The sequence below is a fragment of the Brevundimonas phoenicis genome (genome assembly GCF_047237745.1).
Taxonomy (GTDB): Bacteria; Pseudomonadota; Alphaproteobacteria; order Caulobacterales; family Caulobacteraceae; genus Brevundimonas.
The window spans coordinates 1,151,110-1,163,709 of sequence record NZ_JBDFLN010000001.1 but is presented as its reverse complement, the minus strand read 5'-3'; the positions used below and the strand labels follow the sequence as shown (position 1 = coordinate 1,163,709).

The window sequence follows — 12,600 nt, the reverse complement described above, 5'->3', positions numbered from 1 at the left end:
CTCATCCGTCAGGCTCCGCCTGCCACCTTCTCCCACAAGGGGAGAAGGAAGAAAAAGGCCCCTGCGCCGGAGCGGAGGGGCCTGATCCTTTAGGCTTTCTGCGCGTCCAGCCAGCGCACGGCGTCGGCGTCACGGGCCGACAGGTCGGGATAGTCGGCGTCGGAGCCGACGTCCGGCACCCGGCGCCAGGAGCGGGCGCACTTGGGATAGTCCGCCGTCTTCACCTCGACCGTCACCGCCTCGCCACCGACCTTGAGCTCGGCGCCCGAGGTGCGGAACACCTCGGCGGCGTCCAGGCCCTCGAACGGCGCCAGCAGTTCGGCCGGGGCCGTCACTACCGGCCAGGCGTCCAGCGCCCCGCCGATGACCTTGTCGCGACGCGCGGCTTCCAGCGCCTCGTTGACGACCTCCAGCACCGTCTCGACATTGGTCCAGCGTTCGGCCTCGGCCGTGTTGCGCCACTGGCCCGGCGTCTCGGGGATCACCCGCGCGCAGTTGGTGCCGGCTTCGGGGAAGCGCGTCATCCAGGCCTCGTCCATGGTGAAGGGCGTCAGCGGGGCCAGCCAGGCGGTCAGACGGCTGAACACCTCGTCCATCACCGTGCGGACGGCGCGGCGCTTGATGCTGTCGGGACGGTCGCAATACAGGCTGTCCTTGCGCACGTCGAAATACAGCGCCGACAGATCGCCCGAGCAGAACTCCAGCACCGGCCGCACCACGTCCTGGAAGCGGTATTCGGCGTAGGCCTGACGCACCTGGCCATCCAGCTCCCACAGGCGGTGCAGGATGAACTTCTCCAGCGGCGGGAACTGCGAATAGTCGGTCAGGCGCTCGGCTTCGTCGAAGCCGTTCAGCGCGCCCAGCAGATAGCGCACGGTGTTCCTCAGCTTGCGATAGGCGTCGACCGTGGTCTGCAGGATCTGCTTGCCGATGCGCTGGTCGTCCGAATAGTCGACCAGGGCCACCCACAGACGCAGGATGTCGGCGCCCGACTCCTTGATGATGGTCAGGGGGTCGGTCGTGTTGCCCCGCGACTTCGACATCTTCTCCCCGTTCTCGTCCAGGGTGAAGCCATGGGTCAGGACAGCGTTGAACGGCGCCCGGCCGCGCGTGCCGCAGCCTTCCAGCAGCGACGACTGGAACCAGCCGCGATGCTGGTCCGAGCCTTCCAGATAGAGGTCGGCGGGCCAGTGCGACGGGCGGTCGCCCGCATAGCCGTGCGCGGCCGTGCGCGGATCGAGCGTGAAGGCGTGGGTCGAGCCGCTGTCGAACCAGACGTCGAGGATGTCCGTGACCTTCTCGAAGCGCTCAGGATCATGCGCGCCCAGGAAGTCGACGTCGGGCGCCGAGAACCAGACGTCGGCGCCACCCTCGGCCACGGCCTTGACGATGCGGACGTCGACCTCGGGATCGTGCAGGGGCTGGCCGGTCTGCTTGTCCACGAACATGGCCAGGGGCGTGCCCCAGGCGCGCTGACGGCTGATCAGCCAGTCGGGGCGGCCCTCGACCATGGAGCGGATGCGGTTCTTGCCCGCCGCCGGGTGGAAGGCGGTGGCGTCGATGGCGTTCAGGGCGCGGTCGCGCAGGGTCGCGCCGTCTTCCAGTTCCTCATCCATGCGGATGAACCACTGGGGCGTGTTGCGGAAAATGATCGGCGCCTTGGAGCGCCAGCTGTGCGGATAGGAATGCTCCATCCGACCGCGCGCCAGCAGGTTGCCCGCCTCGATCAGCTTGTCCATCACCGCGCCGTTGGCGGGGCCGAACTTGCCGGTCTTCTTGCCCTCGGTCTCCAGCACCTTGAGGCCGGCGAACAGGGGCACGTGCTCATAATAGGCGCCGTCGGGATCGACCGTGTCCGGCACCTCGCGATGGCCGTGGGCCAGCCAGACATTGAAGTCGTCCGCGCCGTGGCCCGGCGCCGTGTGGACGAAGCCGGTGCCAGCGTCGTCGGCGACGTGATCGCCCGCCAGCAGCGGCACGGAGAAGCCATAGCCGCTGTCCAGCGCGGCCAGCGGGTGGGCGCACTCCAGGCCCGACGGGTCGATGTCGTAGACGCGCGTCCAGGCGGCGATCTTGGCGGCCTTGAACACCTCTTCGGCCAGCTTGTCGGCGAGGATGAAGCGGTCGCCCGGCTTGGCCCAGGGCTCATAGTCCAGCCCTTCCTCAAGGGCCGTGACCTCATACAGGCCGTAGTTGATCTCGGGGCCGTAGCTGATCGCGCGGTTGGCCGGAATGGTCCACGGCGTGGTCGTCCAGATCACGATCGAGGGCGTCGCCGCGCGGAAGGTCAGCAGGTCGTCCGGGTGGCTGTCGGTCGCGCCGACCACCGGGAACTTGACCCAGATCGTGGGCGAGACGTGGTCGTGATACTCGACCTCGGCGTCGGCCAGCGCCGTGCGCTCGACCGGCGACCACATCACCGGCTTGGAGCCGCGATACAGCTGGCCCGAGTTCTTGAACTTGTGGAACTCGGCGACGATGGCCGCCTCGGACGTGAAGTCCATGGTGGCGTAGCGGTTGGCGAAGTCGCCGGTGATGCCCAGACGCAGGAACTGGTCGCGCTGCAGGTCGATGTATTTGCCGGCGTAATCGCGACAGGCGGTGCGGAACTCTTCCTTCGACACCTCGTCCTTGCGGCGGCCCTTGGCGCGGAACTGCTCCTCGATCTTCCACTCGATCGGCAGGCCGTGGCAGTCCCAGCCGGGGACGTAGTCGACATCATAGCCCAGCAGGAAGCGCGAGCGGACCACGAAGTCCTTCAGCGTCTTGTTCAGGGCGTGGCCGATGTGGATGTCGCCGTTGGCGTAGGGCGGGCCGTCGTGCAGCACATAGAGCGGCGCCTTCTGCGACTGACGCAGGGCGCGCAAGGTTCCGTACAGGTCGCCCCACTGGGCCAGGATTTCCGGCTCCTTCTTGGGCAGGCCGCCGCGCATCGGGAACGGCGTCTCGGGCAGGAAGACGGTGTCGCGATAGTCGCGGCCGGAAGGGGTCTGGGTGTCGGCGTCGGCCATGGAATGTCTTTTCGTCTTTGCGCGCGCGGCCGTTTGGAAACGGCGTCGAGCGTCAGTCTAGCGTGAAGGCGCCGGACGGCCCATGCCTTGATGGCTCAAGGCGGCGTCGTCTCGGCGAAATGTTTCGAGAAATCCCGACGTGCGCGGGGCTGTCAGCCCTGCAGCGCTACGCCGGGCGGCTAATCGAAATCGGACGGATCACGCGAACGGTCATGATGGGAAAGCTCTAGCAGACCGCACGCCCCCTGCGCCATAGTCCAGGCGAACAGACGGGAGACGGATCGGATGCGACTTCAGGCCTTGGCGACGGCGGCGGTGCTGGCCCTGACGGCGGCGGCCTGCTCGGCGGAAAAGGAGGCGCCCGCTCCGGCTGAGGCCGCCGCGTCGGCCCTGACCGGCCGCGCCGCCGTCTATGCGGCAGGCGAAAAGGATGCCGAAGCCTTCGTGCGCGCTCTCTACGCCCGCGCGGCGGAACCTCGTGATGCGCCAGACCCGGCCGAGGCGGCGATCACCCCCGGCCGCGACCCGCTCTATTCACGCACCCTGAACGCCCTGATCGGCGTCGACTTCCGCGAGGCTCAGTCTCGCGACGAAGTTCCCTATCTGAACTACGACCCCATCTGCGCCTGCCAGGACGCCGACAGCTTCGCCCTGAAGACGGTGACGATGACGCCCGACGGCCCCCAGGCCGCGACCGCCGAGGTCGTCTTCACCAACCACGGCCGCGAGCGTCGCCAGACGCTGAAGCTGGTGAAGGAAGGCCCGATGTGGCGCATCGCCGACATCATCGACGACAAGGGCAAGTCGCTGCACGACGACCTGATGGCCATCGCCGAGAAGGCGGAGGGCTAGAGCCTCAGGCGAAGGCCCAGACGCCCGCCGGTCCGTCGGCGTCGCTGGAAGACGGCGGCGTCTTCGGCCGGATACGGCGCGCCCGACTTCTGAGTTTCAAGCGGCGCAGCGGCTGCATGAGCGCCGTCACGCGCCGCGTCATCGCCGCCCTGACCGGCGCCAGCCGCGCCTGGGCGGTCATCAGGCTGACCGCCGTCAGGACTTCGAGATAGGCCAGCACGTCACCGGCGGCGAACAGGGCCAGTTCCAGGCCGACGGTCTGCCACAGCATCATCACGCCGATCATCACCAGAACGAGCCGCAACGCCGAGCCGGACAAGGCCCACGACAGCTTGCCTGTCGTCCAGCGCCGGGCGTCGGCGTTGACTCCGCAAATCAGCGCCAAGGCTCCGATCAGCAGCGGCGCCGACACGCCCGCCCCGCTGAACGCCGCCGCGGCGGCCCACAGGGCGCAGACGCCCGCGATCGCTCGCCAGGCCATTGGATTATCACTCTGCATTCGCCGCTCCCGTGAACGCCGTTCTTCATCTGGTCGCGCAGGGCGCGGCGCGCAAGCGGCCCGCTATGGCTTTGATCCGTAACCGTGCGCGACCAGGAAGGCGTCCAGCCGCGCTTCGCCGTCGGCGCGGGCGACGGGATCGGGGTCGAAGTCGCTTTCCTGATTGTCGAGGTTGCGGGTCAGCAGATGCCCCAGGTTCGGATAGAGATGCAGATCGCAGGCCCCGCCCGTCTGAACCAGGGCGTCGCAGAAGGCTTGAGCGCCGCGCGCAGGGGTCAAGGTGTCGGCCGCGCCTTGCACGATGACGGCGGGCGGACCGCCTCGCGCCGCCAAACTCAGCGGTGAGATCGTCGCCGGATCGGCTCCGCCCAGCAGCCGCCGCACCCAGCCGTCCTGGGCCAGGTCCAGCGCGGGCGACCAGAGCAGCAGCAGGTCCGGCCCCTTGATCCCTTCCGCACAGCCGCCCAGCCCGGCGGCGGCGGCCAGATGCCCGCCCGCACTGACGCCGTAGCCGGCCACTCGCTGCGGGTCGACGCCCAGCTCCGCCGCATGGGCGCGCACCCAGGCGAAGGCGTCGCAGGCGTCGGACAAGGCGTTGGCGGGCGTCGCCGTCTCGCCGGACAGGCGATACTCGATGGGGATGGCGACCAGGCCCTGCGCCTGCATCCGCCGCGCGGCCGGATAGGTCCAGGCCGGTTCGCCCGCCACCCAGCCGCCGCCGTGGAACATCAGGATCGCCGGTCGCGGCCCCGTTGCGGCGTCGCTCGGGGCGAACAGATGGGCGGACAGAGCCTGCTCGCCCGCCGTCTTATAGGTGACGACCTGCGGCGCCTGGGCCGCCGCCGATCCGGCCGCGACGGCCAGAACCGCCGCCAGAACTACACGCGAAAATCCCTGCCTCATGGCGAGCCTCTTCCGCTGTTGAACGCAGAGGCTAGCTCAGGACGAACGCCGTTCCGACTTACAAATGAGTCACGCCGCAGGGGCGCCCAGGCCTCAGCCCAGAAGCGCGCGGGCGGCGGCGGCGTCGGCGTCGATCTGGACCTTGAGCGCGTCGAGGCCGTCGAACTTCATCTCGCCGCGCAGGAAGGCGATCAGCTCGGTCTCCAGCACCTGGCCGTAGAGGCTTTCGTCGAAGTCCAGCAGCCAGACTTCCAGCAGGGGCTCTTCGACCTCGAACATCGGACGCACGCCCAGATTGGCGACACCCTTGACCACCCGCCCGTCCGGAAGCCGGGTGCGGGTCGCATAGACCCCATAGGCCGGGCGCATATAGTCGCCCATGGCGATGTTGGCGGTCGGCGTGCCGATGGTGCGGCCGCGCTTGTCGCCGTGGATCACCTCGCCCTGGATGGCGAAGGGGCGGCCCAGGATGGCGGCGGCGCGATCCATGTCGCCGGCCTTCAACGCCTCGCGCACGGCGCTGGACGACAGCTTCAGACCCGAAGCGTCGTCGATGCGGTCGGTGACGGAGACCGTAAAGCCCAGCGTCTCGCCATAGGTCCGCAGCAGGGCCGGCGAGCCGGAACGGCCCTTGCCGAAGGTGAAGTCGAAGCCGACGGCGGCGTGTCTGATCCCCAGGCCCTCGGACAGGACGCGGCGGGCGAATTCCTCGTCCGACATGCCCGCCATCTCGCGATCGAACGGCAACAGATACAGGCGGTCGACGCCCAGCGGCGCCAGGGCGCGCGCCATCTGGTCCGGCGTCATCAGGCGAAAGGGCGCGGCTTCGGGCTGGAACAGGCGGCGCGGATGGGGGTCGAAGCTGACGACGGCCAAGGGAACGCCCAGGCGATCCGCCGCCTCGCGCGCCGAGGCGATGACCGCCTGATGGCCGCGATGCACGCCGTCGAAGGCGCCGACGGCCACGGCCGCCCCCTGCTGCGCGGCGGTCAGACCGCGCCAGTCGCGAATGACCTCGACCATGCGGACGGCTCTCAGCGCGCCGAAGGCTTGCGGCGGCGCGGCACGCGCACGACGGCCACGCCGTCCATGATCAGCTTGTCCTCGACAAAGCCTTCGCAGCGCAGCTCGCCGCGCGCGCTGTCATGATCCAGGGCGATGACGGTGATGACGATCCGCACCGTGTCGCCGATCCGCACCGGGAAGTGGAAGGCCAGCGTCTGGGAGATGTAGATCGAGCCCGCGCCCGGCAGGATGGTCCCCACCACCGCCGAGCCGAAAGCCGCCGACAGCAGGCCGTGGGCGATGCGGCCGCGATAGGCCGTCTTGGCGGCGAAGGCCTCATCCAGGTGCACCGGATTGAAGTCGTCGGACGCCTCGGCGAACAGACGAATCCGCTCTTCGGTGACGTGAACCGTCTTCTCTGCGGCCATGCCGACGTGGAGTTCGTCGAGGATGTAACCGCCCGACGGGTGCGCTTGGACCAGATCAACCATGAGCGGCCCTTTAAGGCAGGTGCGACGAAATGGCGAGACTCACCACGTGAGTTCCAGAGCGGCGTAGCGGGCGAAGGTCGTCTCGGCACGGAGCAATTCGGCCGCGCGGGCGGGATCGAGCGTTCCGTCCGGCCCCTTGGCGGCGTCGCCGTGAATACCCTGGGCGATGAACAGGCAGTCCAGCGCCTGCTCGGCGGCGCCCAGAACGTCCGTGACCACGCCGTCGCCGATGCACAGGACGCGCGAACGATCGACCGGCCGCCCCATCAGCCCCTCGGCCTCCTTCAGCGCCAGGGCGTAGATGGGCGCGAACGGCTTGCCCGCCATGACCACGCGGCCGCCCATGGACTCATACAGATCGGCGATGGCGCCGCCGCAGTAGATGATGGAATCGCCGCGCTGGACGATGCGGTCGGGGTTGGCGCAGATCAGCTCCAGCCCACGCTCGACGGCGGGCGTCAGGCGTTCGCGATAGTCCTCGGGCGTCTCGGTCGTGTCGTCATAGGGGCCGGTGACGGAGATGAAGGCCGCGTCGCCCGCGTCGTGGGCGCTGGTCAGGTCCAGACCTTCATAGAGGACGAAGTCGCGGTCCGGCCCGATGATCCAGGCCGGTCCGGGCGCGCGGCGCGCCAGTTCCATGCGGGTGGCGTCGCCCGAGGTGACGAAGGCCTTCCAGGCGCTGCGCGGCACGCCCAGGGCGTCCAGCTGCGCCACCACGTCCGGCGAGGGGCGCGGCGAGTTGGAGATCAGAACGACATGGCCGCCCTTCTCATTGAACTGGGTCAGGGCGTCGCTGGCCGCGGGCCAGCTTTCGCGCCCGTTGTGGATCACGCCCCAGACGTCGCAGAGCAGGATGTCGTAGTCGTCGGCGACGGCGGACAGGCGGGGCAGCGGATGAGGCAGGGTCATGCCCCGCTTATAGCGGGGGAAAACCGGGGGGAAAGGCCGTGCGGACGATCCGCGCCTCTTCGATTTCCCTCTTCGCCGCCGAACGTCTTCCTGCTAACCCGCTCGGCATGAAGATTTCCCGTCTCGCCCTGGGCGCCTATCTGATCGCCCTCGCCGTCATCGTGCTGGACCAGCTGACCAAGGCCTGGGTGCTGAGCGCCATCGGCGCGGAACACATCACCTACATTCCCGACGGCTTCCGCATCGCCGAGGTGGCGCCGCCGGTGTTCAACCTGACCTATGTGCTGAACACCGGGGTCAGCTTCGGCCTGTTCGGCGGCGGCGCCGGGCGCTGGATCCTGAGCGTCTTCTCCGTCGTCGTGGCTGGGCTTCTGGCCTGGTGGGCGACGCGGGCGGACCGCCGTCTGCTGGTCGCGGCCATCGGCCTGGTCATGGGCGGCGCCATCGGCAACGTCATCGACCGCATTCGCTTCGGCGGCGTGGTCGACTTCCTCGACTTTTCCGGCACGGGCCTGTTCCCCTGGATCTTCAACATCGCCGACAGCGGCATCACCGTCGGCGTCGTCCTGCTGATCCTGGACAGCTTCCTGTTCGAGCGCCGTTCGACAGTTGGCGCGGCCCACGAAAAGTCGTAATCACACCCACTTAACTTATCGACCCGAGCCTGCGCCCGTGCGGCGCGCCTCCCGGAGCCGAACGACCCATGCGTAACCGTCCTGTCCTGATCGTGACCCTGGCCGCCGGCGCGGCCCTCAGCCTGAGCGCCTGCGGATCGATGAAGCAGAGCGTCGGCCTGTCCAAGGTCGTGCCGGACGAATTCGTCACCGTGGCCAGCGCCCCGCTGGTGGTGCCGCCGGAATACGGCCTGACCCCGCCTTCACCGGGCGCCCCGCGCCCGCAGGAGCTGGCCCCTGAAAGCGCCGCGCGTCAGATTCTGCTGGGCCAGCGCCAGGCCGTGACCCGCACCGCCGGCGAGCAGGCGCTGACCGCCCAGGCCGGCGCCGATCGCGCCGACCCCCTAGCCCGCTATGTTGTCGATGACGAGTTCGGCAACATCGCCCACAAGGAAGAAAGCTGGGCCAATCGAATCATGTTCTGGCGCAAGGACGACGCCGCCAGCCAGGTTGCAACCGTGGCCCAGACCGGCGAAGGCGCCCGGACCATCGACGCCTCGACCGAACATGAGCGTCTGCAGGCCCTGACAGGCGGCCGCGAAGGCATCACCATCGCGCCGCGCCGCGACACCCGCTTCAAGCTGCCAGGCCTGTAAGGCTACCGAACATTCCGCATGTTCAAGGGCGCGTTCGTTTCGACGGACGCGCCCTTCTTCTGTGCCCGGATCAGGTCGTCAAGACGCGAGGCAGCTTGAAGGTCACGGTCTCGCGGGCGCCGTCGTCTTCCGTCACGGTCACGTCGAATCGCTGTTCAAGCGCGGCGATAACGCCTTGCACCAGCGGTTCGGGCGCCGAGGCTCCAGCCGTCAGTCCCACGTCCGCGACTCCTTCGAACCAGGCCCAGTCCAGATCGCCGGCGTCATCCACCAGACGCGCGTACCTGGCGCCGGCGCGCAGAGCCACATCAACCAGCCGCGCCGAGTTGGACGAGTTCTTGGACCCCACCACCAGCACCAGATCGCATCCCTCGCCCAGACGCTTCACCGCTTCCTGCCGATTGGTGGTGGCGTAGCAGATATCTTCCTTGTGCGGGTCGGGCAGTTCGGGGAAGCGCCGCTTCAGCGCCGCCAGGATCTCGGCCGTGTCGTCCACCGACAGAGTGGTCTGGGTGGCGTAGGCCAGCGGCTGGTCGCCAGGACGCTGAAACGCCTCAGCATCCTCGACCGTCTCGACCAGGCTGATGGCGCCGGCGGGCAACTGGCCCATGGTGCCGACGACCTCGGGATGGCCCGCGTGGCCGATCAGGATGACGTGGCGGCCCGCCGCGAAGTTGCGCTCCGCCTCGACGTGGACCTTGGACACCAGAGGGCAGGTCGCGTCCAGGAACAGCATCTCGCGCGAGCGGGCCGTCGCGGGCACCGACTTGGGCACGCCGTGGGCCGAAAAGACCACCGGCCGGTCGTCTGGACACTCGTCCAGATCCTTGACGAAGACAGCCCCCAGCCCCTTCAATCGGTCGACGACGTGACGGTTGTGGACGATCTCGTGGCGCACATAGACGGGCGCGCCGTATTTCTCGATCGCGCGTTCGACGATCTGGATGGCCCGGTCCACCCCGGCGCAGAAGCCGCGCGGCGTCGCCATGCGAATGGACAGGGGGCGGCGTTGAAAATCGGAAGTCGGCACGGGCGCGTTCATGAGCCGGAACCTAGTCCTTCGCAGGCGTCGTCGCCACCTTCATCACCCAAGGATGCGCAGGCCGTTTGCCGCGCCTCTCTTTAGCCGCTATCACCACCCAGCGTGGTTCGATCGGATGTTTGATCGTCCGCGCCCCCATCGACTGCCGGAAAGCTCCTGATGCGTCGCGTCCTGACCGCCCTCGCCGCCTTCTCTGTCACGGCCGCGCTGATCCCCCAAGCCGCTGAGGCGCAAAGCGGACGCCCGCAACAAGGCCAGCAGGCCGAAAAGGCCCCCGCACGTCCCGCGCGCATCGCGCCGCTGAGCCGTCGCGCCAACGCCGGCCCCTGCCCCTTCGTGAAGATTCTCTACGACGCGGCCCGCTACGTCGAACTGTCGGACTATGAGCGCCCCTCGGCCAACGGCGTGGGCTTTACCGGCGAGATCGAGGGCGTCAGTTCCGACTGCGTCTATCGTGAAGACGACCCCATCCGCCTGGACATGAACCTGCTGTTCAGCCTGGGCAAGGGTCCGCAGGCGCAGGGCGACGCCCGCACCTATCGTTACTGGATCGCCGTGACCGAGCGGAACTCGGCGGTCCTGGCCAAGGAATATTTCGACCTGCCCGTGACCTTCGGCGGCGCCGATCGCACCCAGGCCGAAGCCAGCCAGACCATCGTCATCCCGCGCGCCGAGGCCACCACCAGCGGCGGCAATTTCGAAGTCCTGATCGGCTTCGACGTCACGCCGCAGATGGCCGAGTTCAACCGATCCGGCAGCCGATTCCGCCCGACTTCGGGCCAGCAGACCAACTAAGACATGACCGACCTCAAGACTTCTCTCAGCGAAGCGGTCGGGTCCGCCTTCGCCGCCGAAGGCGTGGACGAGGCCCTGGCCCGCATCACCGCGTCCGACCGTCCCGATCTGGCCGACTTCCAGTCGAACGGCGCCCTGGCCGCCGCCAAGGCGCTGAAGGCCAATCCGCGCGAACTGGCCGCCAAGGTGGCCGAGCGTCTGGCCGCCGATCCGCGCCTATCGTCGGTCGAGGTCGCCGGTCCCGGCTTCATCAACATGAAGCTGTCGAATGCGGCCCTGGCCCAGCGCGCAGCCGAGGTCGCGGCGGACAAGGAACTGGCCGGCGCCTCGCGCGTCGAACCGCGCAAGGTGGTCATCGACTACGGCGGCCCGAACGTGGCCAAGCCGATGCACGTCGGCCATTTGCGCAGCGCCATCATCGGCGAGAGCCTGAAGCGGCTGTTCCGCCTGCGCGGCGACCACGTGACCGGCGACGCCCACTTCGGCGACTGGGGTTTCCAGATGGGCCTGCTGATCACCGCCTGCGGCGACGAAGGTCTGGCCGACGCCTTCATGGCCGAAGGCGACGGCCCCTTCCCGGCCGAGACGCCGGTGACTCTGGCTGATCTGGACCGCCTCTATCCGCTGGCGGCGGGCAAGGCCAAGGAAGACCCCGCCTTCCGCGACCGCGCCCGCAAGGCGACGGCCGAACTGCAGGGCGGCCGCCCCGGCTATCGCGCCCTGTGGCGCCACTTCGTCGCCGTCAGCCGCGAGGCGCTGAAGCGCGAATATGACGACCTATCGGTCGACTTCGACCTGTGGAACGGCGAAAGTGACGCCGACCCCCTGATGGACGAGATGATCGCCGACCTGAAGGCCAAGGGCCTGTTGGTCGAGGACGACGGCGCCCAGGTGGTCCACGTCGCCCGCGACGGCGAGACCCGCAAGAAGAAGCTGGCCGACGGCTCGGTGATCGAGGCCCCGTCGCCTCCGCCCCTGCTGGTCATCAGCTCCGAAGGCTCAGCCATGTACGGCACGACCGACCTGGCGACGATCCTGGACCGCAAGAAGTCGATTGCGCCGGACCTGATCCTCTACGTCGTCGACGAGCGTCAGGCCGAGCATTTCGAACAGGTCTTCCGCGCCGCCTATCTGGCCGGATACGCGCCCGAGAAGTCGCTGGAGCACCTCGGCTTCGGCACCATGAACGGCGCGGACGGCAAGCCGTTCAAGACGCGCGCGGGCGGCGTGCTGAAGCTGCGCGACCTGATCGATCAGGCGACGGAAAAGGCGCGCGAGCGTCTGCACGAGGCCAAGCTGGGCGACGACCTGCCCGCCGAAGAGTTCGAGGACATCGCCCACAAGGTGGCGGTCGCCGCGCTGAAGTTCTCGGACCTGTCGAACAACCGCACGACCAGCTACGTCTTCGACCTCGACCGCTTCATGAGCTTCGAGGGCAAGACCGGCCCCTATCTGCTGTATCAGGCCGTGCGGGTGAAATCCCTGCTGCGCAAGGCGGCGGAACAGGGCGTGGCCCTGGCCCCCATCGTCATCGAGGAAGCCGCCGAACGCGACCTGGCCCTGACACTGGACGCCTTTGACGCGGCCACGGCCGACGCCTATGACAAGCGCTCGCCCAACCTGATCGCCGAGCACGCCTATCGGCTGGCGCAGAGTTTCTCGAAATTCTACGCCGCCTGCCCGATCCTGGTGGCGCCGGACGCCGCGACCAAGGGCTCGCGCCTGGCCCTGGCCGCCGCGACCCTGCACCAGCTGGAGACGGCGCTGCGCCTGCTGGGCATCGAGACCCCCGAGCGGATGTAATGTGATAAGGGGGAGGCGAC

The 12,600-nt window shown here is 68.6% G+C and carries 12 protein-coding genes; 5 read left to right on the top strand and 7 right to left on the bottom strand.

Going from position 1 to position 12,600, the window contains the following annotated elements:
* Nucleotides 1–89: 89 nt before the first annotated feature.
* Complete coding sequence (gene ileS / locus ABC419_RS05740) at nt 90–3,011, bottom strand: isoleucine--tRNA ligase (RefSeq protein ID WP_412876054.1); 2,922 nt, start codon at nt 3,009–3,011, stop codon at nt 90–92.
* A 285-nt stretch (nt 3,012–3,296) separates the two neighbouring features.
* Between ileS and ABC419_RS05735 the strand changes: the two genes are divergently transcribed.
* Nucleotides 3,297–3,863, top strand: a complete 567-nt coding sequence (locus ABC419_RS05735) for a DUF3828 domain-containing protein (RefSeq protein ID WP_200168084.1) — start codon at nt 3,297–3,299, stop codon at nt 3,861–3,863.
* A gap of 4 nt (nt 3,864–3,867) precedes the next feature.
* Here ABC419_RS05735 and ABC419_RS05730 read toward each other — a convergent pair whose 3' ends face one another.
* The 5 genes from ABC419_RS05730 to ABC419_RS05710 all read right to left on the bottom strand — a co-directional run bounded on the left by ABC419_RS05730 (nt 3,868) and on the right by ABC419_RS05710 (nt 7,670).
* Nucleotides 3,868–4,344, bottom strand: coding sequence for a hypothetical protein (locus tag ABC419_RS05730; protein WP_412876055.1), 477 nt, complete (start codon nt 4,342–4,344; stop codon nt 3,868–3,870).
* 81 nt (nt 4,345–4,425) lie between these two features.
* Complete coding sequence (locus ABC419_RS05725) at nt 4,426–5,265, bottom strand: alpha/beta hydrolase (protein ID WP_412876056.1); 840 nt, start codon at nt 5,263–5,265, stop codon at nt 4,426–4,428.
* A 93-nt stretch (nt 5,266–5,358) separates the two neighbouring features.
* The gene (locus ABC419_RS05720; protein ID WP_412876057.1) at nt 5,359–6,288 is read right to left on the bottom strand and encodes a bifunctional riboflavin kinase/FAD synthetase; all 930 of its coding nucleotides are present in this window, start codon (nt 6,286–6,288) and stop codon (nt 5,359–5,361) included.
* Nucleotides 6,289–6,299: 11 nt separating this feature from the next.
* Nucleotides 6,300–6,761, bottom strand: a complete 462-nt coding sequence (locus ABC419_RS05715; protein ID WP_046652125.1) for a MaoC family dehydratase — start codon at nt 6,759–6,761, stop codon at nt 6,300–6,302.
* 39 nt (nt 6,762–6,800) lie between these two features.
* Nucleotides 6,801–7,670, bottom strand: coding sequence for a TIGR01459 family HAD-type hydrolase (locus ABC419_RS05710; protein ID WP_412876058.1), 870 nt, complete (start codon nt 7,668–7,670; stop codon nt 6,801–6,803).
* Nucleotides 7,671–7,777: 107 nt separating this feature from the next.
* Between ABC419_RS05710 and lspA the strand changes: the two genes are divergently transcribed.
* Complete coding sequence (lspA, locus tag ABC419_RS05705) at nt 7,778–8,305, top strand: signal peptidase II (RefSeq protein WP_412876059.1); 528 nt, start codon at nt 7,778–7,780, stop codon at nt 8,303–8,305.
* 68 nt (nt 8,306–8,373) lie between these two features.
* On the top strand, nt 8,374–8,940 hold the full coding sequence (locus ABC419_RS05700) for a DUF3035 domain-containing protein (protein WP_200168078.1): 567 nt from the start codon (nt 8,374–8,376) through the stop codon (nt 8,938–8,940).
* A 70-nt stretch (nt 8,941–9,010) separates the two neighbouring features.
* Here the strand turns inward: ABC419_RS05700 and ispH are convergent, their stop codons facing one another.
* Nucleotides 9,011–9,982: a 4-hydroxy-3-methylbut-2-enyl diphosphate reductase gene (gene ispH, locus ABC419_RS05695; RefSeq protein ID WP_412876060.1), complete on the bottom strand. Its 972-nt coding sequence runs from the start codon at nt 9,980–9,982 to the stop codon at nt 9,011–9,013.
* A gap of 159 nt (nt 9,983–10,141) precedes the next feature.
* On the opposite strand from ispH, the gene ABC419_RS05690 reads away from it, so the two are divergent.
* On the top strand, nt 10,142–10,777 hold the full coding sequence (locus ABC419_RS05690) for a Tat pathway signal sequence domain protein (protein WP_412876061.1): 636 nt from the start codon (nt 10,142–10,144) through the stop codon (nt 10,775–10,777).
* 3 nt (nt 10,778–10,780) lie between these two features.
* The gene (gene argS, locus ABC419_RS05685; RefSeq protein WP_412876062.1) at nt 10,781–12,580 is read left to right on the top strand and encodes an arginine--tRNA ligase; all 1,800 of its coding nucleotides are present in this window, start codon (nt 10,781–10,783) and stop codon (nt 12,578–12,580) included.
* Nucleotides 12,581–12,600 lie beyond the last annotated feature (20 nt).

Coding starts and splice junctions, on each gene's coding strand:
- ispH (WP_412876060.1), bottom strand. CDS start 9,982: ATGAACGCGCCCGTGCCGACTTCCGATTTTCAACGCCGCCCCCTGTCC.
- argS (WP_412876062.1), top strand. CDS start 10,781: ATGACCGACCTCAAGACTTCTCTCAGCGAAGCGGTCGGGTCCGCCTTC.
- ABC419_RS05720 (WP_412876057.1), bottom strand. CDS start 6,288: ATGGTCGAGGTCATTCGCGACTGGCGCGGTCTGACCGCCGCGCAGCAG.
- ABC419_RS05715 (WP_046652125.1), bottom strand. CDS start 6,761: ATGGTTGATCTGGTCCAAGCGCACCCGTCGGGCGGTTACATCCTCGAC.
- lspA (WP_412876059.1), top strand. CDS start 7,778: ATGAAGATTTCCCGTCTCGCCCTGGGCGCCTATCTGATCGCCCTCGCC.
- ileS (WP_412876054.1), bottom strand. CDS start 3,011: ATGGCCGACGCCGACACCCAGACCCCTTCCGGCCGCGACTATCGCGAC.
- ABC419_RS05690 (WP_412876061.1), top strand. CDS start 10,142: ATGCGTCGCGTCCTGACCGCCCTCGCCGCCTTCTCTGTCACGGCCGCG.
- ABC419_RS05730 (WP_412876055.1), bottom strand. CDS start 4,344: ATGGCCTGGCGAGCGATCGCGGGCGTCTGCGCCCTGTGGGCCGCCGCG.
- ABC419_RS05735 (WP_200168084.1), top strand. CDS start 3,297: ATGCGACTTCAGGCCTTGGCGACGGCGGCGGTGCTGGCCCTGACGGCG.
- ABC419_RS05710 (WP_412876058.1), bottom strand. CDS start 7,670: ATGACCCTGCCTCATCCGCTGCCCCGCCTGTCCGCCGTCGCCGACGAC.
- ABC419_RS05700 (WP_200168078.1), top strand. CDS start 8,374: ATGCGTAACCGTCCTGTCCTGATCGTGACCCTGGCCGCCGGCGCGGCC.
- ABC419_RS05725 (WP_412876056.1), bottom strand. CDS start 5,265: ATGAGGCAGGGATTTTCGCGTGTAGTTCTGGCGGCGGTTCTGGCCGTC.